At 73.1% G+C, this 24,123-nt stretch carries 20 protein-coding genes and 1 pseudogene; 11 read left to right on the plus strand and 10 right to left on the minus strand.

Features of this window, described 5'->3' with window-relative positions; genetic code table 11:
• Positions 1-12: 12 nt before the first annotated feature.
• Positions 13-1,023, plus strand: coding sequence for a non-homologous end-joining DNA ligase (ligD, locus tag GBN72_RS05750; protein ID WP_151770483.1), 1,011 nt, complete (start codon positions 13-15; stop codon positions 1,021-1,023).
• A 92-nt stretch (positions 1,024-1,115) separates the two neighbouring features.
• Here the strand turns inward: ligD and GBN72_RS05755 are convergent, their stop codons facing one another.
• From GBN72_RS05755 to ssgD, 3 genes are all read right to left on the minus strand, one after another.
• Positions 1,116-1,907, minus strand: coding sequence for a VOC family protein (locus GBN72_RS05755; RefSeq protein WP_151770484.1), 792 nt, complete (start codon positions 1,905-1,907; stop codon positions 1,116-1,118).
• A gap of 121 nt (positions 1,908-2,028) precedes the next feature.
• On the minus strand, positions 2,029-3,669 hold the full coding sequence (locus tag GBN72_RS05760; RefSeq protein WP_151770485.1) for an ABC-F family ATP-binding cassette domain-containing protein: 1,641 nt from the start codon (positions 3,667-3,669) through the stop codon (positions 2,029-2,031).
• 297 nt (positions 3,670-3,966) lie between these two features.
• Positions 3,967-4,383, minus strand: coding sequence for a spore wall synthesis regulator SsgD (gene ssgD, locus GBN72_RS05765; RefSeq protein ID WP_151770486.1), 417 nt, complete (start codon positions 4,381-4,383; stop codon positions 3,967-3,969).
• A gap of 324 nt (positions 4,384-4,707) precedes the next feature.
• Between ssgD and GBN72_RS05770 the strand changes: the two genes are divergently transcribed.
• From GBN72_RS05770 to GBN72_RS05790, 5 genes are all read left to right on the plus strand, one after another.
• Positions 4,708-5,031 carry a plasmid stabilization protein gene (locus GBN72_RS05770; RefSeq protein ID WP_151770975.1) on the plus strand — a complete coding sequence of 108 codons (324 nt, stop codon included), beginning with the start codon at positions 4,708-4,710 and terminating at the stop codon, positions 5,029-5,031.
• Between the two features lie 28 nt (positions 5,032-5,059).
• Positions 5,060-5,794 (plus strand): endonuclease V, encoded by a 735-nt coding sequence (locus GBN72_RS05775; protein ID WP_164540400.1) that lies wholly within the window; start codon positions 5,060-5,062, stop codon positions 5,792-5,794.
• A gap of 141 nt (positions 5,795-5,935) precedes the next feature.
• Entirely contained in the window at positions 5,936-7,219 is a 1,284-nt protein-coding gene (locus GBN72_RS05780; protein ID WP_151770487.1) for a CaiB/BaiF CoA transferase family protein, read from the plus strand.
• On the plus strand, positions 7,216-8,430 hold the full coding sequence (locus GBN72_RS05785; RefSeq protein WP_151770488.1) for an acetyl-CoA C-acetyltransferase: 1,215 nt from the start codon (positions 7,216-7,218) through the stop codon (positions 8,428-8,430). The genes GBN72_RS05780 and GBN72_RS05785 overlap by 4 nt, the downstream gene beginning before the upstream one ends.
• 53 nt (positions 8,431-8,483) lie before the next feature.
• Positions 8,484-10,670, plus strand: a complete 2,187-nt coding sequence (locus GBN72_RS05790; protein WP_151770489.1) for a 3-hydroxyacyl-CoA dehydrogenase NAD-binding domain-containing protein — start codon at positions 8,484-8,486, stop codon at positions 10,668-10,670.
• Between the two features lie 36 nt (positions 10,671-10,706).
• Here the strand turns inward: GBN72_RS05790 and GBN72_RS05795 are convergent, their stop codons facing one another.
• Positions 10,707-11,408, minus strand: a complete 702-nt coding sequence (locus GBN72_RS05795) for a MerR family transcriptional regulator (RefSeq protein WP_151770490.1) — start codon at positions 11,406-11,408, stop codon at positions 10,707-10,709.
• Positions 11,409-11,605: 197 nt separating this feature from the next.
• Here GBN72_RS05795 and GBN72_RS05800 point away from each other — a divergent pair, with 197 nt between their 5' ends.
• Both GBN72_RS05800 and GBN72_RS05805 read left to right on the plus strand, forming a co-directional pair.
• Entirely contained in the window at positions 11,606-13,093 is a 1,488-nt protein-coding gene (locus GBN72_RS05800; RefSeq protein WP_439959732.1) for an amino acid permease, read from the plus strand.
• Positions 13,094-13,232: 139 nt separating this feature from the next.
• The gene (locus GBN72_RS05805; protein ID WP_151770491.1) at positions 13,233-14,972 is read left to right on the plus strand and encodes a BCCT family transporter; all 1,740 of its coding nucleotides are present in this window, start codon (positions 13,233-13,235) and stop codon (positions 14,970-14,972) included.
• Positions 14,973-15,222: 250 nt separating this feature from the next.
• On the opposite strand, the gene GBN72_RS05815 is transcribed toward GBN72_RS05805, so the two are convergent.
• Positions 15,223-16,194 carry an NAD(P)/FAD-dependent oxidoreductase gene (locus GBN72_RS05815; protein WP_151770492.1) on the minus strand — a complete coding sequence of 324 codons (972 nt, stop codon included), beginning with the start codon at positions 16,192-16,194 and terminating at the stop codon, positions 15,223-15,225.
• Positions 16,195-16,260: 66 nt separating this feature from the next.
• Between GBN72_RS05815 and GBN72_RS05820 the strand changes: the two genes are divergently transcribed.
• Positions 16,261-17,298, plus strand: coding sequence for an oxidoreductase (locus GBN72_RS05820; protein WP_151770493.1), 1,038 nt, complete (start codon positions 16,261-16,263; stop codon positions 17,296-17,298).
• Between the two features lie 64 nt (positions 17,299-17,362).
• Here GBN72_RS05820 and GBN72_RS05825 read toward each other — a convergent pair whose 3' ends face one another.
• The 3 genes from GBN72_RS05825 to GBN72_RS05830 all read right to left on the minus strand — a co-directional run bounded on the left by GBN72_RS05825 (position 17,363) and on the right by GBN72_RS05830 (position 20,889).
• Positions 17,363-19,708: a Tex family protein gene (locus tag GBN72_RS05825; protein WP_151770494.1), complete on the minus strand. Its 2,346-nt coding sequence runs from the start codon at positions 19,706-19,708 to the stop codon at positions 17,363-17,365.
• A 194-nt stretch (positions 19,709-19,902) separates the two neighbouring features.
• Positions 19,903-20,034, minus strand: coding sequence for an LPFR motif small protein (locus GBN72_RS35835; RefSeq protein ID WP_277350858.1), 132 nt, complete (start codon positions 20,032-20,034; stop codon positions 19,903-19,905).
• Between the two features lie 111 nt (positions 20,035-20,145).
• Positions 20,146-20,889, minus strand: a complete 744-nt coding sequence (locus GBN72_RS05830; protein WP_151770495.1) for an enoyl-CoA hydratase/isomerase family protein — start codon at positions 20,887-20,889, stop codon at positions 20,146-20,148.
• A 76-nt stretch (positions 20,890-20,965) separates the two neighbouring features.
• Between GBN72_RS05830 and GBN72_RS05835 the strand changes: the two are divergent.
• Positions 20,966-21,538, plus strand: a pseudogene (locus GBN72_RS05835) (HdeD family acid-resistance protein); the annotation flags it as partial.
• 369 nt (positions 21,539-21,907) lie between these two features.
• Positions 21,908-22,411, plus strand: a complete 504-nt coding sequence (locus GBN72_RS05840; RefSeq protein ID WP_151770978.1) for an ATP-binding protein — start codon at positions 21,908-21,910, stop codon at positions 22,409-22,411.
• A 99-nt stretch (positions 22,412-22,510) separates the two neighbouring features.
• On the opposite strand, the gene idi is transcribed toward GBN72_RS05840, so the two are convergent.
• Both idi and GBN72_RS05850 read right to left on the minus strand, forming a co-directional pair.
• The gene (idi, locus tag GBN72_RS05845; RefSeq protein WP_151770497.1) at positions 22,511-23,086 is read right to left on the minus strand and encodes an isopentenyl-diphosphate Delta-isomerase; all 576 of its coding nucleotides are present in this window, start codon (positions 23,084-23,086) and stop codon (positions 22,511-22,513) included.
• A 75-nt stretch (positions 23,087-23,161) separates the two neighbouring features.
• Positions 23,162-24,106: a cation diffusion facilitator family transporter gene (locus GBN72_RS05850; protein ID WP_151770498.1), complete on the minus strand. Its 945-nt coding sequence runs from the start codon at positions 24,104-24,106 to the stop codon at positions 23,162-23,164.
• Between the last annotated feature and the right edge of the window lie 17 nt (positions 24,107-24,123).

Here is a 24,123-nt window from a genome sequence, read left to right on the forward strand (position 1 = left end):
ACCGTGGCACACATGGGTGACGACGCCGTGGAACTGGACGCCGGAGGACGGAAGGTGCGCCTGTCCCACCCGGACAAGGTGCTGTTCCCGGAGAGGGGCTACACCAAGCGCGACCTGGCCGAGTACTACCTCGCCGTGGGCCCCGGCGCGCTGCGCGCCCTGCGGGAGCGGCCCACCGCCCTCCAGCGCTTCCCGGACGGCGTCGAGGGGGAGTGGTTCTTCCAGAAGCGCGTCCCCAAGAACCACCCCGACTGGATCCCCACGGCGCACATCACCTTCCCCAGCGGGCGCAGCGCCGACGAGATGTGCCCGACGGAGATCGCCGCCGTGGTCTGGGCCGTGCAGTTCAACACGGTGACCTTCCACCCTTGGCCCGTGCGGCGTACCGACGTCGACCGGCCCGACGAACTGCGCCTGGACCTCGACCCGCAGCCGGGCACCGGCTACGAGGACGCCGTCACCGCCGCCCACGAACTGCGCGCCGTGCTGGAGGAACACGGGGTGCGCGGCTGGCCCAAGACCTCGGGCGGCCGCGGCATCCACGTCTTCGCGCCGATCGAACCGCGGTGGACCTTCACCGAGGTGCGGCGCGCGGCGATCGCGGCGGGCCGGGAGCTGGAGCGGCGGATGCCGGAGCGGGTCACCACCCGGTGGTGGAAGGAGGAACGGGGCGAGAAGATCTTCGTCGACTACAACCAGACGGCGCGCGACCGCACCATCGCCTCCGCGTACTCCGTCCGGCCCCGGCCGCACGCCCCCGTCTCGGCGCCGCTGCGCTGGGAGGAGGTGGGGCAGGCCCGGCCGGAGGACTTCGACATCCGGACCATGGCGGCGCGGTACGCCGAGGTGGGCGACGTCCACGCCGACATGGAGGACCACGCCTTCTCGCTGGAACCGCTGCTGGAGCTGGCCCGCCGGGACGAGGCGGAACACGGGCTGGGCGACCTCCCGTACCCGCCGGAGTACCCGAAGATGCCGGGGGAGCCGAAGCGGGTGCAGCCGAGCCGGGCCAGGAAGACCTGACCCGCCCCGCGCGCTGCGGGGCCGGGCAGCAGGCGAAGGCCAGGCTCAGCCCACGGGCCGGGCGCGGGCCGACCATGGGCCGGGCGAGGGGCTCAGCCCTGCACGGGCTCCGGGCGCAGCACGGCGAAGCGGGCGCCGTAGGGGTCAGCGAGGCGGGCCATCCGCCCGACGCCCGCGACGTCGGTGGGTTCCAGCCGCACCGCGCCGCCCCGCTCCCGGGTCCGGTCGGTGACGGCGTCGACGTCCCCCACGGCGAAGTAGGGGAGCCAGTACGACCCGCCGCCCGCCTCGACCGGGTCGCCCACCGAGCCGACCACTCCGCCGAACATGCCGTCCTCCCCGGCGCCCGCGGCGTTGACGCAGGTGTAGGCGCCGCCGGGGAAGGAGACCGAGGACGTCTCCCAGCCCAGCGCCGCGTGGTAGAAGCCCGCCGCCCCCGCCACGTCCGTGGTGTACAGCTCCACCCAGCACAGGGCGCCGTCCTCACCGGCCACGTCCAGGCCGGCCAGCGTTCCCGGCTGCCAGACGCCGAACGCGGCGCGCATCGGGTCGGCGAGGATCGCCATGCGTCCCTTGTCCATCACGTCGTCCGGCTCCACCACCACCGTCCCCTGCGCCTGGCGGACCGCCCGCGCGGTGGCCTCGGCGTCGTCGGAACGGAAGTAGACCGTCCACGACGGGGGAGCGGTGCCGGCGGGGAGTTCCATGCCGCCGGCCACCGTCCGCCCGCCCGAGGTGAAGAAGCCGTACCCCCCGGCGTCCGGGCCGGCGGAACGGAACTGCCAGCCGAAGAGGCCGCCGTAGAAGGTCATCGCCCCGTTGAGATCGGGTGTGCCCAGGTCGATCCAGTTCGGGGAGCCGGGGACGAATGCGGTGGTCAGCATGGGTGCCTCACGGTCGTCGGGCGGTCGCCGGGGTGCGCCGGGGCGCGGTGGGCGCGGCGGTGCCCGCGGAACACCGCGGGCACCGTCGAGTGTGCACCGAGCGCCCCCTCCAGCCGTGGAGTCAGGGCCGGTCGAGGTCCTCCCGGGTGATCTCGGTCAGTTCCCCGTCGGCCATCAGCCACCGGGTGACGCCGATCGAGTCCAGGAACGGCAGGTCATGACTGGCCACCAGCAGCGCGCCCTGATAGCCCTCCAGCGCCCGGACGAGCTGCCGCACGCTCGCCATGTCCAGGTTGTTGGTCGGCTCGTCGAGCATCAGCAGCTGCGGCGCCGGCTCGGCCAGCATCAGCGCGGCCAGCGCCGCCCGGAACCGTTCGCCGCCGGAGAGCGTGCCGGCCGGCTGGTCCGCCCGGGCCCCGCGGAAGAGGAACCTGGCCAGTCTGGCCCGCACCTGGTTGACGGTGGCCCCGGGCGCGAACCGGGCCACGTTCCGGGCGACCGACAGCTCCTCGTCGAGGATGTCCAGCCGCTGCGGCAGGAAGCGCGCCGGAACGTGTGTGACCGCCGCGCCGGCCGCCGGGGCCAGCTCCCCGGCCAGCGTGCGCAGCAGTGTCGTCTTGCCGGATCCGTTGCGGCCCACCAGGGCGACCCGCTCCGGACCCCGCACCTCGAACACTCCCTCGAGCGCGGCCCCGTGGACCGGCCGGAGCCCGTCGAGCGTCAGCACCGTCCGGCCGGGCGGCACGGCGGTGGCGGGCAGGTCGACACGGATCTCGTCGTCCTCGCGCAGTGCCAGCTCCGCCTCGTCCAGCCGGTCCCTGGCCTCGGCGAGACGCTCCTGGTGCATCGCCCGGTGCTTGCCGGCCGACTGCTCGGCGGCGTTCTTGCGCATCCCCATCACGATCTTGGGTTCGCGCTTCTGCTCGTTCATCTTCTGGCCGTACTTCCTGCGCTTGGCCAACTTGGTCTGCGCCTCGGTCAGTTCGCGCTTCTGACGGCGCACGTCCGCCTCGGCGGCGCGCACCGTTCGCTGGGCGGCCTCCTGCTCGGCGGCCAGTGCCTCCTCGTAGTCGGTGAGATTGCCGCCGTACCAGGTGACCTCCCCCGCGCGCAGATCGGCGATCCGGTCGGCGAACTCCAGCAGTTCGCGGTCGTGACTGACCATGATCACGATCCGCGAGCCCCCGCTCCAGCCCGCCACCGTGTCGTAGAGCCGGCGGCGGGCGTAGACGTCCAGGTTGTTGGTGGGCTCGTCCAGCAGCAGGACGTCGGGGCGGCGCAGCAGCAGCGCGGTCAGCCGCAGCAGGACCGACTCGCCGCCGGAGAGCTCGCCGACCGTGCGGTCCAGGCCCAGATGCCCGAGGCCCAGTTCGCCGAGGGTGGCCAGGGCGCGCTCCTCGACGTCCCAGTCGTCGCCGACCGTCTCGAAGTGCTCCTCGGCGACGTCGCCGGACTCGATGGCGTGCAGCGCGGCGCGCTTCCCGGCGATGCCCAGCGCCTGGTCGACACGGAGCGAGGTGTCGAGGGTGACGTTCTGCGGGAGGTGACCGAGTTCACCGGTGACGCGGACGAAGCCGTCGGTGGGGGCGAGCTCGCCGGCGATCAGCTTGAGCAGGGTCGACTTGCCGGCGCCGTTGACGCCGACCAGCCCGGTGCGGCCGGGGGTGAAGGAGACGTCCAGATCCTCCAGCACCGAAGTGCCGTCCGGCCAGGAGAAGGACAGGGAGGCGGCGGTGACCGAAGGGGTGACTGTTGTTGACACGAAGCCTCGCGGTGGTGTGATGCGGTCGGGTGATCGCGTATCGAGACACCGTGCCGAGGCCGGGAAAAGAGGCCCTGCGGCGGTGGACGGCTCATGACGTCCGAGGTCGCACGCGCGACGCGACAGCCCCGGTATGACGGGGTGCGACGCGGTGTCTCATGACCTCAGACGAGCAACGTCCTTCTCCGATCGACGGCAACAGAACCACCACCAGGGTACCCACCGCCTCCCCGACGGCGCGAGACGATTTTCCGGCTCCGGATCGCCGCACCGCCGGACCCCCCCGGCCGTCCCTCCTCAGATGACGTCCCGCATCAGCTCCGCCAGGTCGTGGTCCAGGTCGAGGTGCAGGTGCTCGCAGCCGAACGGCACCAGCGCGGCGGTGGCGGCCAGGAACCGGCGCACCTCCTCGGTCGGCACGTGCACCACGGCCGCCCCCTCGGGGGAGTGGAACTCCAGTGCCGTGCGCCCCTGTTCGTACGGCAGCACCCGCACGTCCCCCACGCCGTGCGGCCCCCGCAGCCCCTCGGCCAGCAACTCCCGGGAGAAGGTCCAGCACACCTCCACCCCCTCCAGGGTGGCCGGGCCCGGAAACGTCATCCGCACCGCGAACGGGTCGCCGGTGTCGTAGTGCATCGTCGACGGGATCACCGTCATCCGCGGAGCCGCGGCGACGAGACGGGCCTGAACCGGGTGCTCGATGACGGTGGACAAACGTCTGCTCCCCTAAGAGTCGGCTGACCGGACGGCGGGCTGGTCGGACCCGCGTACTGGAACAGAGGCCGGACGGCGCGGATCCGTACACCCTGGCAGCGTGACCTGCGTCACCGGACACAATCGCTTCGGCACCATTCCCCCACGGCATCTCCAGGACTCGTCCCCCGCATCCCGGGTCCCATGTGCGGCCCCGCGTCCCGTGCGCGGGCGGGGGCCGCCGCCCCGCCGTCCGGTCCCGGTCCCGTGCGGCGGTCCATGATCGCCCGGAACATGGGTAACCGTCCGATCTCCGGTATTTCCCCCATCGAGGAGTGCGAGAACATGCCCCGTGGTTCCAGCCCCAAGAGGGAACGGCAGTACGAGCACATCAAGGAGAGCGAGAAGTCGCGCGGCGCCTCCACCGGCCGCGCCGAGGAGATCGCCGCCCGCACCGTGAACAAGGAGCGCGCCCGCTCCGGCGAGTCGAGGACCGCGAGCCGCACATCCACCGAGGACATGTCCTCGGGCAGGCGGGGCGGCCGGCGTTCCGGCGGCGGCTCCCAGGGCCCCACCTACGACCAGCTGTACCAGGAGGCCAGGAAGAAGAACGTCCACGGCCGCTCGGACATGAACAAGGAGCAGCTGCGGAAGGCGCTGGGCAAGTGACCGGCGAGGGGACGTAGTCTCTTCGCCCGTGACCGACACCCGGGCCGTGACGGCGGCCGTGCGCGTTCCCGAAGGATGGCCCACCACCGAGGAGGCCGCCCTGGCCGTCCAGGACGAACTGCGGGCCCTCCTGGTGCTCGACCAGGAAGGCCCGCCGCCCGGGACCGGCCGGGTCACCGGAGTCGACGTCGCCTACGACGACACGCGAGGGGTGGTGGCCGCCGCGGCCGTCACCCTGGACGCGGAGACCCTCGCGGTGACCGGCCGGGCCGTCGCCGTCGGCCCGGTGGCCTTCCCCTACGTGCCCGGACTCCTCGCGTTCCGCGAGGTCCCCGCCGTGCTGGCCGCCCTCGAGGCGCTGCCCGGCCCGCCCGGCCTGGTGGTCTGCGACGGCTACGGCCTCGCCCACCCCCGCCGCTTCGGCCTCGCCTGCCATGTGGGCGTGCTCACCGGCCTGCCCACCGTCGGCGTCGCCAAGAACCCGTTCGTCCTCGCCGCCGACCCGCCGGGTCCCCACCGCGGCGACCACGCCCCGCTGCGCCTGGGCGAGGAGGAGCTCGGCAGGGCGCTGCGCACCCGCGCCGAGGTCAAACCGGTCTTCGTCTCGGCCGGCCACCTGGTCTCGCTGGACAACGCCTGCGCCCACACCCTGGCGCTGACCCCGCGCTACCGCCTGCCCGAGACCACGCGCCTCGCCGACGCGCTGTGCCGCCGGGCGCTGCGGGAGGCCCTGGCCGACCGGCCCGCGACCAGCGCCGACTGAGCGCTTGCTTTCCCGACTCTTGTGCGCACCCCCACGCCTTCGTAGCATCACCGGTGTTACATCAGTTGTGTCACATCCAGGCGCAGGCGGGCCGCGCAGACGGGCCGCGCCGCGAACTGCCGCGAACAGTGGGGGCTGGCGATGACAGTGGCGAAGACGCCACACGACCCGGGAGACGGCCCGGGGACGGGCGGACCGTCCGGGCCGCTGGACGGCGTGCGCGTGCTGGAACTGGCCGGCATCGGCCCCGGCCCGTTCGCCGCCATGCTCCTGGGCGACCTCGGCGCCGACGTGGTGCGGGTCGACCGGCCGGGCGGCATCCCCGTCGCCCCGGATCCGCGGTACGACGTGACCAACCGCAACAAGCGGTCGGTCGTGCTCGACCTCAAGACGCCCGACGGCGTGGAACGCGTCCTCGCCCTCGCCGGGCGCGCCGACATCCTGATCGAGGGCTACCGCCCGGGGGTCGCCGAACGGCTCGGCGTCGGCCCCGCGGAGTGCCACGCGCGCAACCCCCGCCTGGTCTACGGCCGGATGACCGGCTGGGGCCAGGACGGCCCGCTCGCCGACCGGGCCGGTCACGACATCGCCTACCTCGCGCCCACCGGCGTCCTCGGCATGATCGGCGAGGCCGGCCGCCCGCCGGCCGTTCCGGCCAACCTGCTCGGGGACTTCGCCGGCGGCTCGCTCTACCTGGTCACCGGGGTCCTCGCCGCCCTCCACCACGCCCGCGCCACCGGCACGGGGCAGGTGGTCGACGCGGCCGTCGTCGACGGCGCCGCCCACCTCTCGGCGCTGATCCACGGCATGCTCGCGGCCGGCCAGTGGCAGGACCGGCGCGGCGGCAACCTGCTCGACGGCGGCTGCCCCTACTACGGGGTCCACACCTGTGCCGACGGCGGTCACATCGCGGTCGGGGCCCTCGAACCGAAGTTCTACGCCGAGTTCCTCGACCTGCTGGGCCTGCCGGAGTTCCGGGACGCCCACGTCGACCTGGCCCGCTGGCCCGCCCTGCGCGAGGCCGTCGCCGCCCGCTTCCTGACCCGGACGCGCGACGAGTGGACCGCCGTCTTCGAGGGCTCCGACGCCTGCGTGGCACCCGTCCTCTCGCTGCGCGAGGCCCCCGGCCACCCCCACCTCGCCGCCCGCTCCACCTTCGTCGAGCACTCCGGCATCGTCCAGCCGGCGCCCGCCCCGCGGTTCTCCGCCACCCCCACCGCCGTGCGGACCGGTCCGGCCGCCGCCGGCTCGGGCGCCGCGGAGGTGGCCCGCGACTGGGACCTGCCCGACCTGCTGGACCCGCCGGACGCCAGGACCGCCCCGGCCGACCGGACCGCCCCGGCCGACCCGACCGCCCCGGACGACCGCATCTCCGGCGCGACCGCCGCCGACCACCCCGCACCCCAGCGAAAGGCTGACCAGTGAGCACCGAAGCGTACGTCTACGACGCGATCCGCACCCCCCGCGGGCGCGGCAAGGCCAACGGGGCCCTGCACGGCACCAAGCCCATCGACCTCGTGGTCGGACTGATCCACGAGATCCGCGCCCGTTTCCCCGACCTCGACCCGGCCGCCGTCGACGACATCGTGCTCGGCGTGGTCAGCCCGATCGGCGACCAGGGCTCCGACATCGCCCGCACCGCCGCGATCGCCGCGGGCCTGCCCGACACCGTCGCCGGTGTGCAGGAGAACCGCTTCTGCGCCTCCGGTCTCGAGGCCGTCAACATGGCCGCCATGAAGGTCCGCTCAGGCTGGGAGGACCTCGTCCTGGCCGGCGGCGTGGAGTCCATGTCCCGCGTCCCGCTGGGCTCGGACGGCGGCGCCTGGGCGATGGACCCGATGACCAGCCTGGAGACCGACTTCGTCCCCCAGGGCATCAGCGCCGACCTGATCGCCACCCTCGAGGGCTTCTCCCGCCGCGACTGCGACGAGTACGCGGCGCTCTCCCAGGAGCGGGCCGCCACCGCCTGGAAGGAGGGCCGCTTCAAGCGGTCAGTCGTCCCGGTCAAGGACCGCAACGCCTTCACCGTGCTGGACCACGACGAGTTCATGCGCCCCGGCACCACCGCCGACACCCTCGCCAAGCTGAAGCCCTCCTTCGCCGCGATCGGCGACATGGGCGGCTTCGACGCCGTCGCCCTGCAGAAGTACCACTGGGTCGAGAAGATCGACCACGTCCACCACGCGGGCAACTCCTCCGGCATCGTCGACGGCGCCGCCCTGGTCGCGGTCGGCAACAAGGAGACCGGCGAGCGGTACGGCCTCACCCCGCGCGCCCGCATCGTCTCCGTCGCCGTCTCCGGCTCCGAGCCCACCATCATGCTCACCGGCCCCGCCCCCGCCTCCCGCAAGGCGCTCGCCAAGGCCGGCCTGACCGCCGACGACATCGACCTGGTCGAGATCAACGAGGCCTTCGCCGCCGTCGTCCTGCGCTACGCCAAGGACATGGGCTTCTCCCTGGACAAGGTCAACGTCAACGGCGGCGCCATCGCCATGGGCCACCCGCTCGGCGCCACCGGCGCGATGATCCTCGGCACCCTGATCGACGAACTGGAGCGGCAGGACAAGCGCTACGGCCTGGCCACCCTCTGCGTCGGCGGCGGCATGGGCATCGCCACCGTCGTCGAACGCCTCTGACACAGCCCGGCGGAACCACGAGACCTCACGAATCCAACGGAGAGACCCCCGTCATGACCGACAGCACCGCCATCCGCTGGGAGAAGGACGAGACCGGCGTCGTCACGCTCGTCCTGGACGCCCCCGGCCAGTCCGCCAACACCATGAACCAGGCGTTCCGCGAGGCGCTGCGGACCGTCGCCGACCGCCTCGAGGCCGAGAAGGACTCGATCCGCGGCGTCGTCGTCACCTCCGCCAAGAAGACCTTCTTCGCCGGCGGCGACCTGCGCGAGCTCATCAAGGTCACCCCCGAGACCGCCCACGACCTCTTCCAGGGCGGCCTGGAGATGAAGCGCGACCTGCGCCGCATCGAGACCCTCGGCAAGCCGGTCGTCGCCGCGATCAACGGCGCCGCCCTCGGCGGCGGCTACGAGATCGCCCTCACCTGCCACCACCGGGTCGCCCTCGACGCCCCCGGCTCCAAGATCGGCCTGCCCGAGGTGACCCTGGGCCTGCTGCCGGGCGGCGGCGGCGTCGTGCGCACCGTCCGGAAGCTGGGCATCGCCGACGCCCTGCTCAAGGTGCTGCTGCAGGGCACCCAGTACAGCCCCCGCCGCGCCCTGGACAACGGCCTGGTCGACGAGGTGGTGGACACCGCGGAGGAGATGACCGCCCGGGCCCGCGCCTTCATCGACGCCCACCCGGAGTCCGCGCAGCCCTGGGACGCGCCCGGGTACCGCATCCCCGGCGGCACCCCCTCGAACCCGAAGTTCGCCGCCAGCCTGCCCGCCTTCGCGGCCAACCTGCGCAAGCAGACCAACGGCGCCCCCTACCCGGCCCCGCGCGCCATCCTGGCCGCCGCGATCGAGGGTTCCCAGGTCGACTTCGAGACCGCCCAGGTGATCGAGTCCCGCTACTTCGCGGAGCTGGCCGCGGGCCAGACCGCCAAGAACATGACGCAGGCGTTCTTCTTCGACCTCCAGGCCGTCAACTCCGGCGCCAACCGCCCCCAGGGCATCGAGCCGCGCAAGGTCACCAAGGTCGCCGTGCTCGGCGCCGGAATGATGGGCGCGGGCATCGCCTACTCCTGTGCCATGGCCGGCATCGAGGTCGTCCTGAAGGACGTCTCCGCCGAGTCCGCGGCCAAGGGCAAGGCATACTCCGAGAAGCTGTGCGCCAAGGCCGTCTCCCGCGGCCGGACCACCCAGGAGAAGGCGGACGCCCTGCTGGCGCGCATCACGCCGACCGCGGATGTCCAGGACCTGGCCGGCTGCGACGCGGTGATCGAGGCCGTCTTCGAGGACACCGGCCTCAAGCACAAGGTGTTCCAGGAGATCCAGGACGTCGTCGCCCCCGACGCGCTGCTGTGCTCCAACACCTCCACCCTGCCCATCACCGAGCTCGCCGAAGGCGTGGAGCGCCAGGCCGACTTCATCGGCCTGCACTTTTTCTCCCCGGTCGACAAGATGCCGCTGGTGGAGATCATCAAGGGCGCCCGCACCGGCGACGAGGCCCTCGCCCGGGCCTTCGACCTGGTCCGCCAGATCCGCAAGACGCCGATCGTGGTCAACGACTCCCGCGGCTTCTTCACCTCCCGCGTCATCGGCCACTTCATCAACGAGGGCGTCGCCATGGTCGGCGAGGGCATCGAGCCCGCCTCCGTCGAGCAGGCCGCCGCGCAGGCCGGCTACCCGGCCAAGGTGCTCAACCTGATGGACGAGCTGACCCTCACCCTGCCGCGCAAGATCCGCAAGGAGACCAGGGAGGCGGTCGAGGCCGCCGGCGGCACCTGGGTCTCCCACCCGGCCGAGGCCGTGGTGGACCGGATGGTCGACGAGTTCGGCCGCACCGGCCGCAGCGGCGGCGCCGGGTTCTACGACTACGTGGACGGCAGGCGGGCGGGCCTGTGGCCGGGCCTGCGCGAGCACTTCACCAAGCCGGGCCACCGCATCCCGTTCGAGGACATGCAGGAGCGCATGCTGTTCTCGGAGGCGCTGGACACCGTCAAGCTGATCGAGGAGGGCGTCCTCACCTCGGTCGCCGACGCCAACATCGGCTCCATCATGGGCATCGGCTTCCCGGCCTGGACCGGCGGCGTGCTCCAGTACGTCAACGGCTACCAGGGCGCCGCCGGAACCGGCCTGCCCGGCTTCGTCGCCCGGGCCCGGGAACTGGCCGAGAAGTACGGCGACCGCTTCCAGCCGCCGGCGCTGCTGGTGGAGAAGGCCGAGAAGGGCGAGATCTTCAGCGACGCCCGCTGAGAGGCTTCCGGCGTCCGGCCCGGCGGCCGGTCCCCATCAGGGCCGGCCGCCGAGCCAGCTGAGCAGTTCCTGGCGCAGCGACCGCTGGAAGGCGGTCAGCAGCGCCTGCACCACCAGCGGCTGCATGTGGGCCGACAGCGAACGCACCGCCTCGGCGTCCTGCTCCGCCGACGCCTCCCGCAGCAGCCCCGACAGGGCCTGCGCGGCGGCCCGCGTGTGCTCCGTCAGCACCTCACGGGCCTCCAGCAGCGTCTCCTGCGCGAACGGCATGTCCAGCAGCTCCACGCCCAGGCGCAGCAGCCCGGTGTCCACCCGGTAGGCGTCCTCGCCCTCCCGGTCCACCACGCCGAGCTGGACCATCCGCTCCAGGTCCGCGGCGCCCAGCGCCCGCCCGGCCAGACGCTCCAGCCCCGCCCGGTCCACCGTCTCCGTGCTCTCCGGCGCCCACGAGGCCACCACCGCCCGCTGCAACGCCAGGTCGTGGGCGGTGACGCCCGAGGGCAGCCCGCGCAGGTGGCGTTCGATCCCGGCCAGCGTCATGCCCTGCCGCTGCAGCTCCTCGATCAGCGCGAGACGCGCCAGGTGCTCCGGCCCGTAGCGGCCGACCCGGCGGGGACCGATCTCGGGCGGCGGCAGCAGGCCCTTGGTGCTGTAGAAGCGGACGGTCCGGACCGTCACCCCCGCGCGCGCCGCCAGCTCGTCGACCGTGAGCGTCGACCCCTCCGTCTCGGTCCTCATGCGCAACAGTATTGCTGTCTCACCGGCACTGCGAAAGGCATGGTGTGAGTTCCACCACTGCGCATCGGAAAGCGGAATGAGACATTCACTTCTGGTCCGCGTCCCCCGTCGTCCGCCACAAGCGCAGGTGGGGCGGACCGGGCACCATCCGAACCCCGCGCGAACAGCGCACCGGGGCGCAACAGAGTGGAACACGCGTGAGCAAGGACGTCGCGACCGCAACGGTCACGAAGCCCGCCGACGGCGCGGTGGGAACCGGCCCGACGGCCGAACCACCCGCGGACGCGGGCGATGCCGGGTACAGCAAGGACCTCAAGGCCCGGCACATCAACATGATCGCCATCGGAGGGGCGATCGGGACCGGACTGTTCCTCGGCGCCGGAGGCCGCCTCAACAACGCGGGCCCCGCCCTCGCGCTGGCGTACCTGGTCTGCGGCGTCTTCGCCTTCTTCGTGGTCCGCGCGCTCGGCGAGCTGGTCGTCTACCGCCCGTCCTCGGGCTCCTTCGTGTCCTACGCCCGCGAGTTCCTGGGTGAGAAGGGTGCCTACGTCGCCGGCTGGATGTACTTCGTCAACTGGTCGACCACCGGTATCGCCGACATCACCGCCGTGGCCCTCTACACCCACTACTGGAGCATGTTCTCCGACGTCCCCCAGTGGGTGCTGGCGCTCGCCGCGCTCGCGGTGGTGCTCGTGGTGAACCTGATCTCGGTGAAGTACTTCGGCGAGATGGAGTTCTGGTTCGCCATCATCAAGGTCGCCACCCTCGTGGTGTTCATGCTGGTGGGCATCTTCCTGCTGGTCACCCAGGCCGACGTGGGCGGCACCACCCCCGGTCTGTCGGTGATCACCGACAACGGCGGCTTCCTGCCGCACGGCGTCCTCCCGGTCGTCCTGGTGATGCAGGGCGTGGTCTTCGCCTACGCCTCCCTGGAGCTGGTCGGCACCGCGGCCGGCGAGACCGCCGAGCCCAGGAAGATCGTCCCCCGCGCGGTGAACTCGATCATGTGGCGCGTCGGCCTCTTCTACGTCGGCTCGGTCGTGCTGCTCGCTCTGCTCCTGCCCGGCTCCGTCTACTCCGGCGACGAGAGCCCCTTCGTCACGGTGCTCTCCCGGATCGGCGTCCCCGCCGCCGGCGACGTGATGAACCTGGTGGTCCTCACCGCCGCCATGTCCTCGCTGAACTCCGGCCTGTACTCCACGGGCCGCATCCTGCGCTCGATGGCGGCCGCCGGCTCCGCGCCGCGGTTCACCGGCGTGATGAACCGCAACCAGGTGCCCTACGGCGGCATCCTGCTCACCGGCGGCGTCTGCGTGCTGGGCGTCGGGCTCAACTTCCTGATGCCCGGCCAGGCCTTCGAGATCGTGCTCAACGTCGCCTCGCTCGGCATCATCAGCACCTGGGTGATCATCATGATCTGCCACCTGGTGTTCGTCCGCAGGGCCAGGGCCGGACTGCTCCGGCGGCCCTCCTTCCAGCTGTGGGGCAGCCCGGTGACGGAGATCGTGACGATCGCCTTCCTGGTGTCGGTGCTGGCGCTGATGTGGGGCGACCCCGAGGTGGGCCGCAAGACCCTGCTGCTGATCCCGGTGATCGGGGCCGCGCTGGTGGCCGGCTGGTTCGCCGTCCGCCGCCGGGTCACCCGCGCGGAGGACGCCGAGCTTTCCGCCCTGAGCGAGGGCTGACCCCTGCCCTGTGCGGCCGGGAGCGGGTTCCCGGCCGCACACGGCGGACGCCGTGAGGGTTACGCCGGGGGGAAACGCGGGATACGTGGTAGCTGCGTAGCGGAACCAGACCAAGGTCCGCTCGGCGAAAGGTGCCGCAGTGTCGCATGACGCCCCCAATCCCTCACAGCACCACCACCAGGGCTCCCTGCCCGGCACGGAGGCCGGCCTGCCCGGTCCCCAGCACCAGGGGACCGACTGGGTGGTGTTCGGGGTGACCGCGGCGCTGACCCTCTCCTTCGTCCTGTGGGGCGCCTTCGGCACCGACTCGCTCGAAAGTGTCTCCGGCACCCTGCTCGGGGAGCTGATCCACAACTGCGGCTGGGCGTTCGTCCTGGCCGCCTCCTGCTTCGTGATCTTCGCCCTCTGGCTGGCGATCAGCCGCTACGGGCGGATCCACCTCGGCTCGGAGCACGAGCAGCCGGAGTTCCGCACCGTCTCCTGGGTCGCCATGATGTTCAGCGCCGGCATGGGCATCGGCCTGATGTTCTGGGGCGTGAGCGAACCCCTGGCCCACTTCGTCGACGCGCCGCCGGGCACCCGGCCCGGCAGCGTCGGGGAGCGGATGTCCACCGCCATGGCGACCACCCTCTTCCACTGGACCCTGCACCCGTGGGCCATCTACGCGGTGGTGGGCCTCGGCATCGCCTACAGCACCTTCCGCAAGAAGCGCCGCCAGACGATCAGCTCGGTCTTCACCCCCCTGATCGGCCGCCGGCACGCCGAGGGCGTGGTCGGGCGGATCATCGACATCCTGGCCATCGTGGCGACCGTGTTCGGATCCGCGGCCTCCCTGGGCCTCGGCACCCTGCAGATCGGCTCCGGCCTGCACGAGGTCAACTGGCTGGAGAAGACCGGCACCGGGCTGCTCGTCCTGATCATCGCGGTGCTGACCCTGGCCTTCGTGGCCTCCGCGGTGTCGGGCGTCGAACGCGGCATCCAGTGGCTCTCCAACACCAACATGGTGCTGGCGGTGCTGCTGGCGCTGTTCGTGTTCGTGGCCGGGCCGACCATCGTCATCCTGGACCTGGTGCCCACCTCGCTCTTCGCCTACCTGGGCGACCTGCCGCAGCTCGCCGGGCGAACCGAGATCAGCGGCGGAGCGACGGTCGACGAGTGGCTGTCGAGCTGGACGGTCTTCTACTGGGCCTGGTGGATCTCCTGGACGCCGTTCGTCGGCATGTTCATCGCCCGGATCAGCCGGGGCCGCACGATCCGCCAGTTCATCGGCGGCGTCATCCTGGTCCCCAGCACGGTCAGCCTCCTGTGGTTCGCCGTCTTCGGTGGCACCGCCATGCAGCTGCAGGCGCGGGACATGCTCGGCGGCGCCACCACCGTCGAGGGGCGGCTCTTCTCGGTGCTGCGGGAGTACCCGATCGCCACCGTCACCTCGCTGCTGGTGATGATCCTGGTCGCGATCTTCTTCGTCTCCGGCGCCGACGCCGCCTCCATCGTGATGGGCACGCTGTCGCAGCGGGGAGCGCTGGAGCCGCAGAAGACGGTGGTGGTCTTCTGGGGCGTGGTCACCGGCGCGGTGGCCGCGATCATGCTGCTGGTCGGCAGCGGCGAGGGGGACGCGCTCACCGGTCTGCAGAACCTCACCATCCTGGCAGCGGCGCCGTTCGTGCTGGTGATGATCGGGATCTGCGTGGCGCTGATGCGGGATCTGCGGCGGGACCCGCTGATGCTGCGGGAGGAGGCGGCGAACGAGGCGCTGGAGGACGCGGTGGTGACCGGGTACCGGAAGTTCGACGGCGACTTCGAGCTCCAGGTCCGCCCCTCCCAGGGCGACGGCCCCGCCTCCGGCTCCACGATCGCGGACGACGCCTCCCCGCTCTGACCCGGGCCCTGCCGTCACGGAGTGCCGTACGGGGCGGGCCGGGCGGCCGGGGCGGGCGGTGCCCACGTGGCGGCCGGGGCAGGCGGTGCCCACCGCGCGGGCGCGGGCGGAGCCGCACCGCGGCCGCACCGCACCGCGGGCCGCGGCGCCCGCCCGCGCGGCCGCAACGCCCGGCCGCGCCGAGACCCCCCACTGCGCGGGTGTCACCGCCGTCGGCCGCGGCCGGCCTCGGCCGGCGTGCGGCCGGGCGTCACCCCACCAGCGCCGCCGCCTCCCGCGCGCAGCCCCACGCCACGGTGACGCCCGCACCGCCGTGGCCGTAGTTGTGCACCAGCACCCGGCCCCCGTGCCCCGGCGCCGTCTCGCGCTCCAGGCGCACCGAGGGCCGCGCGGGCCGCAGCCCCACCCGGTGCTCGAGCACCCTGGCCCCCGCTATCTCCGGCCGGACCGCCGCGCACCGCGCCACGATCGCCTCGGCGACCGCGGGGTCCGGCTCGGTGGACCACGCGCCCACCTCGGCCGTCCCGCCCAGCAGCAGCCGCCCCGGCTGCGGCAGGAAATAGGTGGAGTGCGACCCGTCGTCCGTGTCACCGACGACCGAGGTCAGCCAGGTGTCCACGCCCGGGTTCTCCACCACGACCAGTTGCCCCCGCACCGGGTGCACCGAGTCGTCCGGCACCAGCTCCCGGGCCCCCAGCCCGGTCGCGTTGACGACGACCGGCGCCTCGGCAGCCGCCTCGTCGAGCGAGGAGACCGCGCGCTCCTCGACCACGCCCCCCGCCGCGAGAAAACGTTCCCGCAGCCACGGCAGGTGGACCCGCATGTCGATCAGCGGCACCCGTGCCCACAGACCGCCGCCCGGACACTCCTCGGACGTCGCCGCCCGCAGCCCCGGCACCTTCGCGGCCCACCCGCCGAGCCCGTCGAGCGACGCGCCGCCGTGCACCCCCGCCACCATCCGCACACCGGTCTCCTCGGGCCGGGCGGCGGCCAGCGCGGCGTACACCTCGTAGGAGGCCAGCGACCACTCGCCGACCCGCTCCTCCGGTTCGATCCGGTACGGCCACCACAGACCGCCCGCCACCTCCGAGGTGGTCCGCTCGGCGGGCTCGCGTGACCAGATCCGTACCCGCCGTCCGCTCTCGGCGAGGACCACGGCCGTGGTCAGGCCGATGACTCCGCCGCCCACGACGATCACTTCACAGGGCCGATGCTGTTCCATCCGCGGACCGTAACGGAATGCCCGGCACCGGGAACAGAGCGCCCGCACTGTGGGAATACTCGGAGCATGGCTGCCGAGCACGCGACCCACGCCTCCTTCGCCCTCGCCCCGGCGACCCGCGCGGGCGCGGTCCTCGCGGGCGGGGCCCACGTCACCCACCGCGAGTTCACCGACTTCGTGGTCGACGGGCGCCCGCTCCTCTTCCGCCTCGCCGACCTGGACGCGGTGTCACCCCTCGCCGCCGACGTGCCGCCGGCCATCTTCGCCGAACAGGTGCACGCCCTGCTGCTGGAGGCGCCGGCCCCGCTGCCCGGCGGCCGGTACCTCGTCTACGGCTGCCCCGAATGCGCCGACCTGGCCTGCGGCGCGGTCACCGCGGTCATCGAGCGGGACGGCGAGGACTACGTGTGGCGCGACTTCGCCTGGCAGACCGACGACCATCCCGACCTGCGCCTGAACGGCTACCACGGCCTCGGCCCCTTCCGGTTCCGCGGCGACGCGTACCGCCGGGCGCTGACCGGCCTGCTGGAGCGAGCCCCGGACGCGCGGGAGGACGGCCGCCGGGTGCTGCTGATCGGCGCGCGGGCCGCCGTGCTCAACAAGCTGGCCGCCGCGCTGCGCTCCATCGGCATAGGAGCCGACATCACCCACGACCCCTCCGAGATCCCGCCCGAGGAACTGCGCGCCTACGGCGCGGTGGCCTTCGGGCGCGCGGTGGGGAGGGAGCAACGCGAAGAGACGCGCGCCGCGTTCCGGCGGGCGGGCGCCGACGTGGCGTACGTCAGCGGCCTCGCACCGGTGATCCCGCTCCTGGTGGCGCAGACCGAGGAGGCGCTGGACCGGCGCCCCGAGGAACGGCGCCGGCTCGCCGGGCTCCGCGCGACCGGGCGGGAAGCGGTGGTCGAGGTGAGCTCCGGCTGCCGGGTGGGCCTCACCGTCTACCGGCTGGACCGCCTCTTCCGGACCCACGAGCACATGGCCTTCGACGACGTGCTGCCCCCGGGCAGCCACCGGCTCCCGCTCGACGCGAAATCGGTGAAGGGCGAGGCGTTCCTGATGGCCCGCACCTCGGGCGAGGTACGGGTGGCGGCCGTGCCGCGCTGACCGCGGGGGCCGGGAGAGACCCGGACCCCGCGGCGACCGCCCCCTGGCCGTCGGCCCGGGCAGGTCAGAGAAGGCCCGCCCGGCGCAGCGCGTCGGCCATCGCGCCGTCGGCGGACGACTGCCCCGACCGGCTTCCGTCGCCGCCGCCACGGCCCTCCTTGGACCGGCGCTGCTGCGGCGGACGCCCCCCGCCGCGCTGCTGCCGCTCGCCGCGGGCCGGCCGCTCGGCGGCCTTCTCGTCCTCCAGGCGCAGGGTCAGCGAGATCCGCTTGCGCGGGACGTCGACGTCCAGCACCTTCACCTTGACGATGTCGCCGGGCTTCACCACGTCCCTCGGGTCCTTGACGAAGGTCCGCGACATGGCCGAGACGTGCACCAGGCCGTCCTGGTGGACGCCGACGTCCACGAAGGCGCCGAAGGCGGCCACATTGGTGACCACGCCCTCCAGGACCATCCCGGGCTCCAGGTCGGTGATCTTCTCGACGCCCTCCTTGAAACCGGCCGTCCGGAACGCCGGACGCGGGTCGCGCCCCGGCTTCTCCAGCTCCTTCAGGATGTCGGTCACCGTCGGCAGACCGAAGGTCTCGTCCACGAACTGTTCGGGCCGCAGCGAGCGCAGGACCGAGGTGTTGCCGACCAGCGCGGCGACCTCCTGGCCGGTGGTCTTCACCATCCGGCGCACCACCGGGTACGCCTCGGGGTGGACGCTGGAGGCGTCCAGCGGGTCGCCGCCGCGGATCCTCAGGAAGCCCGCGCACTGCTCGTACGCCTTGGGGCCCAGGCGGGCCACCTTCTTCAGCTCCGCACGCGAGGTGAACGGCCCGTTCTCGTCACGGTGGCGGACGATGTTCTCCGCCAGCGAGGAGGAGATGCCCGAGACCCGGGCCAGCAGCGGCGTGGAGGCCGTGTTCACGTCCACGCCGACGCCGTTCACACAGTCCTCGACCACCGCGTCCAGCGAGCGGGACAGCTTCACCTCGGACAGGTCGTGCTGGTACTGACCGACACCGATCGACCTGGGGTCGATCTTCACGAGCTCGGCCAGCGGGTCCTGGAGCCGCCGCGCGATCGAGACGGCGCCGCGCAGCGAGACGTCCATCTCCGGCAGCTCCTGGGAGGCGAAGGCGGAGGCCGAGTACACGGAGGCGCCGGCCTCGGACACCATCACCTTGGTGAGCTTCAGCTCCGGATGCCGGGCGATCAGGTCACCGGCCAGCTTGTCGGTCTCCCGGGAAGCCGTGCCGTTGCCGATGGCGATCAGCTCGACGGCGTGGCGCTGCGCCAGCCGGGCCAGCTTGGCGACCGCCTCGTCCCACCGGTTGGCGGGGACGTGCGGGTGGATCACGTCCGTGGCGACGACCTTGCCCGTCGCGTCCACCACCGCGACCTTCACGCCGGTGCGGTAGCCGGGGTCCAGGCCCAGCGTGGCCCGGGTGCCGGCCGGGGCGGCGAGCAGCAGGTCGCGCAGGTTGGCGGCGAACACCCGCACCGCCTCGTCCTCGGCGCCCGTGCGCAGCCGCAGCCTCAGGTCGATGCCCAGGTGCACCAGGATCCGGGTGCGCCAGGCCCAGCGGACGGTGTCCTTGAGCCACTTGTCGGCCGGGCGGCCCCGGTCGGCGACGCCGAAGCGGTGGGCGACGATCCCTTCGTACGAGGACGGCCCCTCGACCGGCTCCTCCGGCTCCAGGACCAGGTCCAGGACCTCCTCCTTCTCACCGCGCAGCAGCGCGAGCACCCGGTGCGAGGGCAGCTCGGCGAAGGGCTCGGCGAAGTCGAAGTAGTCGGCGAACTTGGCGCCGGCCTCCTCCTTGCCCTCCCGCACCCGGGAGACCAGGCGGCCCCGCGTCCACATCCGCTCGCGCAGCTCGCCGATCAGGTCGGCGTCCTCGGAGAACCGCTCGGTGAGCACGGCCCGCGCGCCGTCCAGCGCCGCCTGCGGATCGGCCACGCCCTTGTCCGGGTCGACGAAGCCGGCCGCGGCGGCGAGCGGCTCCACCGACGGGTCGGCCAGCAGCCCCTGTGCCAGCGGCTCCAGCCCGGCCTCCCGGGCGATCTGCGCCTTGGTGCGCCGCTTCGGCTTGAACGGCAGGTAGATGTCCTCCAGGCGGGCCTTGGTGTCGGCCTCCCGGATCCGCGCCTCCAGCTCCTCGGTGAGCTTGCCCTGCTCGCGCACCGACTCCAAAACGGCGGTGCGGCGCTCCTCCAGTTCCCGCAGGTACCGCAGCCGCTCCTCCAGGGTGCGCAGCTGGGCGTCGTCCAGCCCGTCCGTCGCCTCCTTGCGGTACCGGGCGACGAAGGGCACCGTCGACCCGCCGTCCAGGAGGTCCACGGCGGCCCGGACCTGCCGCTCCCGTACGCCGAGTTCCTCGGCGATCCTGCCTTCGATGGACGCTGTCAGGGGTGTCGTCACGATCCCGTACCGCCTTCTGAAGCCTCGAGTTCCGCCGCAATTCTGGCAGGTCGTACCGACGAACGGCGGGCAGGGCGTGCGCGGACACGGAAAGGCCCGGCCGGCCGGCCGGGCCTTTCCGCGTTCTTTCCGCTGTTTTCGCGCGTTGTTCCGCGACTCGTCCTACGACGGCCGCGCGCGACGGCCGGGCGCGCTCAGGCGCGTCGGCCGTGCGCCGTGGAGGAGGCGCCGCCGAACAGCCGGGCGACGGCCCGGAAGGGCAGCGTCACCACGGTGGCGATCGCGCCGGCGATCTGGCGCAGGACGTCCGCTACAGCTCGGAACACGTTGGTCACCTTCCCTCGCTCTCCCCGGCCGGAGGTCCCGGGCCGGGGAGACTACAGGTAACCGGCCATGTCGCGGACATGCGCATTTTCCCCGGACCGGGCCCTCAGGGGTCAGCGCGGCCAGGTGAAGGAGGGGGAGCGGCGCTCCAGGAAGGCGGCGACCCCCTCCTCGAGGTCCCGGCTCGCCCGTGCCGCCGCGGCCCAGTGGGCGTCCCGGTCGGTGCGGCCGTCCGCGAACTCCTTCGCCGCGGCCTGGGTGAGCCGGGAACGGGAGGCCAGCACCCGGGTGAACGCGTCGACCCGCGCCGCCAGCTCGCCGGCCGGCAGCAGCTCGTCGGCCAGACCCGTCCGCAGGGCCCGCTCCCCGTCGATCAGTTCGCCGGAGAACAGCAGGTACTTCGCGGCCGAAGGCCCCACCAGGGACACCAGCCGCCGCGTGGAGGAGGCCGGGTAGACGATGCCCAGCTTGGCCGGCGTGACTCCGAAGAGGGCGCCCTCCTCGGCGAAACGCAGGTCGCAGGCGGCGGCCAGCTGGGTCCCGCCGCCCACGCAGTGCCCGCGCACCACGGCCAGCGTGGGCCCGGGGAAGGCGGCCAGTGCCTCCTCCGCCTCCACGGCCAGCCGCTGGGCCACCTCCGAGGAGTCGCGCAGCCCCGAGATGTCCGCGCCCGCGCAGAAGGTGGCCCCCTCCCCGGTGAGCACCAGGACGCGCACGGCGTCGTCGGACGCCAGCGTCTCCAGCAGCGGCGGCAGGGCCCGCCACATCGCGTTGGTCATGGCGTTGCGCCGGGCGGGGTGACTGATCACGACGGTGGCGACGTCGTCGGCGACGCTGTGCGACAGATGGGGCTCCATGCGGCGGATGGTACCGGCGGGCTGGGTACTCGGACCGGCACGACGGCAGGACGGTACGACCGGCGAGGAGGCCGTGATGAGCGGGATCAGGGCGAAGGACGAGCGGGCACGGATCAACCGGAGCTTCGGCTGGCTCGCGGCCCTCGGGGTGGCGCTGGTGATCGCCGGCGTCGTCGGTCTGGTCTACACCGGGGTGGCGACCCTCACCACCATGCTGCTGTTCGGCTGGCTGCTCCTGATCGGCGGCGTGGTCGGGCTGCTGCACGCGGTGCAGGCCCGGGGCACCGGGTTCTTCTGGCTGGGTGTGGTGGTCGCGGCCCTGAACATCGCGGCCGGCGTGGTGATCCTGGTGCGCCCGGACGTGGCGGCGGTCTCGCTGACCCTGTTCGCGGCGCTGCTGTTCCTCACCGGCGGGGTGTTCCGCGTGGTGGGCAGCCTGGTGGTGCGCGGGCCGCAGTTCGGCTGGACGCTGGTGCAGGGCGCGTTCGGCCTGCTGCTGGGCATCCTGGTGCTGAACTCATGGCCGAGCGACAGCCGCTACGTGCTGGGCACCTTCTTCTCGCTGGCGCTGCTCTTCGACGGGCTGGGCCTGATCGCCACCGGCTTCGGCGGGCGCAACGTCGTGGGCATGGTGACCGAGGCCGACCGCACCGACCGCACGCACCGCACCGACCGCACGCACCGCACCGACCGCACGCAGCGCCCGGACCGGACGCTCGGCGGCGACGCCTACTACGCGGGCCGTTCGGACGCGGAGCGGAACGTGGACGCCGGGGAGCGCACCGGCCCGGTCGGCGAGGAGCGCCGGGGCCAGGGGGACGTTCCGCCGCATTAAGCGGAAGAGTTCGCGAACCTTCGCCAAGCCGCGCAGGAGCGATCCTGCAACAGCCTTTGGCATACCCCACCGGTCAACAGTGATCGATAATGATCGTTTTCTTGTCACCGTCCGGGCAAGGACCTGCCGCTTCGCACACTCAGGGGTGTGGTGACAGTCGAGCACGAGGGCGGGGACCGGACTATGGAGGACCTAGGGCGCGGAGAGGATCCGGGCCCACCCGGGCCTGCGGCGGCGGTCGCGCCCCCCGGTGCGCACGCGCCCTACGAGGGCGTGTGGCGGTTCACCGCCCCCGCCGTGGACGCCTCGGTGCCGCAGGCGCGTCGGGCCGTGCGGGACCTGCTGCGCCGGCAGGGGGTGCCGGCCGACGACGACGTGGTCGACGGCCTGCTGCTGATCGTCTCCGAACTCGTCACCAACGCCGTGCGTCACGCGGCGCTGCTGTCGCCCGTGCTCGCCGTGGAGGTGGCGGTGGGCGCGGAGTGGATCCGGGTGTCGGTGGAGGACAACCATCCCTACCGGCCCACCGCGCTGATCGCGGACACCGCGCAGACCGGCGGACGCGGGCTCCTGCTGGTGCGCGAGACCGCACGCGAGTTCGGCGGAGCCTGCGAGGTGGAACACACCGCCACCGGCGGCAAGATCATCTGGGCGGCGCTGCCGCTGCGTCCGGCCCGCCTCCGCTGAGACCCCGCCCGCAGGCAACGCCCGCGGCCGAGGCCCGCGGACCCGCCCGCAGACGCCGCCCGCGACCGGCGGCCGCGGGCGGGAAGGGGCCGCGGCGGTCTACCAGCCGGCCGACGTGCCGGTCAGCTCGCGGATCGCCGGACGGGCGGCGTCGAGGACGGTCATGAACCACGCCGAGAAGGGGTCCTGCGCGTGCCGCTTCTCCAGCTCCTCGGCCGTGACGAAGGCGATGTCGCCGACCTCCTCCGGGTCCGGACCCGGAGTGCCGCTCACCAGGCCGACGAAGAGGTGGTTGAACTCCTGCTCCACCAGACCGGAGGCCGGGTCCGGGTGGTTGTAGCGCACCGTGCCCGCCTCGGCGAGCAGCGCCGGGGAGACGCCCAGCTCCTCGAAGGTCCGCCGCGCGGCGGCGGCGAAGGGAGCCTCACCCGGGTAGGGGTGACCGCAGCAGGTGTTCGACCAGACACCGGGGGAGTGGTACTTGCCCAGCGCCCGCTGCTGCAGCAGGAGCCGGCCGTGGGAGTCGAAGAGGAAGACGGAGAACGCGCGGTGCAGCAGGCCCGGAGCCTGGTGCGCCGTGAGTTTCTCCTCGGTGCCGATGGTCACCCCATGTTCGTCGACCAGCTCCAGCAGGATGGCCTCGTCCGTCGTCGTGTTCACAGGTGTGCTCGGCATGCCCCTAGTCTGCCGTACGCGGGGCCGGTGGCGCGGGCAGACCCGGCGGAGCGGCCCCGCGCGCCGGAGCACCGGCTAGTGGCACAGACCCGCCTCGTGCGCCGCGTGGCCCGCGGGCTCCAGCTGGAAGGTGCAGTGCGCCACGTCGAAGTGGGAGCCCAGGCAGGCCTGGAGTTCGCGCAGCGTCCGCTCGTGGCCCTTGCCCGCCAGCGCCTGCGACCCGACCACCACGTGGGCGGAGAGCACCGGAAGCCCCGAGGTGATCGTCCACACGTGCAGGTCGTGCACGTCCTCCACCCCCGGCAGCGCCAGCAGGTGCGCCCGCACCCGGCCCAGGTCGACGTCGCGCGGCGCGGCCTCCAGCAGGACGTCCACCGTCTCGCGCAGCAGCCGCCAGGCGCGCGGCACGATCATCAGGGCGATGACCAGCGAGGCGACCGGGTCGGCCGCCCGCCATCCGGTGAGCAGCACCACCGCCGCCGACACCAGCACCGCGACCGACCCCAGCGCGTCCGCGGCCACCTCCAGGAAGGCGCCGCGGACATTGAGGCTCTCCCTGCGGCCGCCCATCAGCAGCAGCAGCGAGACCAGATTGGCGACCAGGCCGACGGAGCCGAAGACCAGGGTCAGGCCGCCCTCCACCTCGGCGGGCTCCAGCATCCGCCGCACCGCCTCGACCACGACGTAGCCGCCCACCCCGAAGAGCAGCAGGCAGTTGGCCAGCGCCGCCAGGATCTCCGCCCGGGCGTAGCCGAAGGTGCGGTGCCCGCTCGCCGGGCGGCTCGCGAAGTGCACCGCCAGCAGCGCCATGCCCAGCCCCAGCGCGTCGGTGGCCATGTGCGCGGCGTCCGCCACCAGGGCCAGTGAACCGGCCAGCAGCCCGCCGGTGATCTCGGCCACCGTCACCAGCAGCGTGATCACCAGCGCCGCGCGCAACCGCCCGCGGTGCGCCGCCGTCACGGTGACACCGGGCCCCGCCCCGTGTCCGTGATGGTGACCGTGCCCGTGTCCGACCCCCATGGGAAACGCCTCCTGTG

The sequence above is a fragment of the Streptomyces abyssomicinicus genome (genome assembly GCF_008974245.1).
GTDB lineage: Bacteria > Actinomycetota > Actinomycetes > Streptomycetales > Streptomycetaceae > Streptomyces > Streptomyces abyssomicinicus.